1 protein-coding gene is annotated in these 1,249 nt (G+C 75.8%); it reads left to right on the top strand.

Going from position 1 to position 1,249, the window contains the following annotated elements; translation table 11 throughout:
* Nucleotides 1-15: 15 nt before the first annotated feature.
* A partial coding sequence (gene hemW / locus AB0N07_RS51335; RefSeq protein WP_365847921.1) for a radical SAM family heme chaperone HemW occupies nucleotides 16-1,249 on the top strand: 1,234 nt, incomplete at its 3' end.

The following is a 1,249-nucleotide window of genomic DNA, read 5'->3' as shown; positions in this document are numbered from 1 at the left end:
GCGGCGAAGAAGTAAGTGCCCGCCCTGCCCCTCGGCGAGCCGGTCCCCGACGACGGCTGGCTGCCGGCCGACGTCGGGCAGCGGGTGCGCGCGGCCGCCGGCGACGGCGCGGCGCGCACCTTCAGCCTGTACGTCCACGTGCCGTTCTGCACCGTGCGCTGCGGCTACTGCGACTTCAACACGTACACGGCCGTCGACCTCGGCCCCGGCGCGGGTCGCGGCGACTACTGGGAGTCGGCGGTCGCGGAGCTGGACTTCGCCGCGGACGTGCTCGCGTCCTCGGACGTGCCCGCCCGCCCGCTGCACACGGTGTTCTTCGGCGGCGGCACGCCCACGCTCCTGCCGGCCGCGGACCTCGTGCGCATCCTCCAGGCGGCGGTGGACCGGTTCGGGATCGCGCCCGGCGCGGAGGTCACCACCGAGGCCAACCCGGACACCATCACCCCGGAGTACGCCCGTGAGCTCGCGGCCGGTGGCTTCACCCGCCTCTCCCTGGGCATGCAGTCCGCGGTGCCGCACGTGCTCGCCACGCTCGAGCGCACCCATCGGCCCGAGTCCGTCCCCGCCGCCGTCGCCGCGGCCCGGGAGGCCGGCCTGGAGGTGTCCTTGGACCTGATCTACGGGACCGCGGGAGAGTCCCTCGCCGACTGGCGGGCCACGCTCGAGGCCGCCGTCGCACTGGCCCCGGACCACGTGAGCGCGTACTCGCTGATCGTGGAGGAGGGCACCAAGCTCGGGGCCCAGGTGGCCCGCGGCGAGGTGGCGGACGTGGACCCCGACGACCAGGCGGACAAGTACCTGCTCGCCGAGGAGCTGCTCAGCGCCGCCGGCTACCGCTGGTACGAGGTGTCCAACTGGGCGCGAGACCCGCGGGGGTCCGGGGTCCACCGCGCGCGGCACAACGTGGCGTACTGGGAGGACCAGGACTGGTGGGGGATCGGCCCGGGCGCGCACTCGCACCTCGCCGGCGTCCGGTTCTGGAACGCCAAGCACCCCGCCGCCTACGCGCAGCGGCTGGCCACGGGGGTCACCCCCGCCGTGGGCCGCGAGCGGCCCGACGCCGACGCGCGGCGACTCGAGCGCATCATGCTCGCGGTGCGCACGGTGGACGGGCTCCCGACCGCGGAGCTCGTCTCGGAGACGCCGGGGGAGGCCGCACGGATCCGCGGGGCGATCGCCGAACTCATCGCCGCGGGCCTGCTGGACGGGCGCGCCGCCGTCGACGGGCGCATCGTCCCCACGCTCGAGG

The sequence above is a fragment of the Streptomyces sp. NPDC051172 genome, assembly GCF_040682555.1.
In the GTDB taxonomy this organism is placed as follows: domain Bacteria; phylum Actinomycetota; class Actinomycetes; order Streptomycetales; family Streptomycetaceae; genus Streptomyces.
The sequence above is the reverse complement of the archived record's forward strand: the minus strand, read 5'-3'. Positions and strand labels throughout refer to the sequence as shown.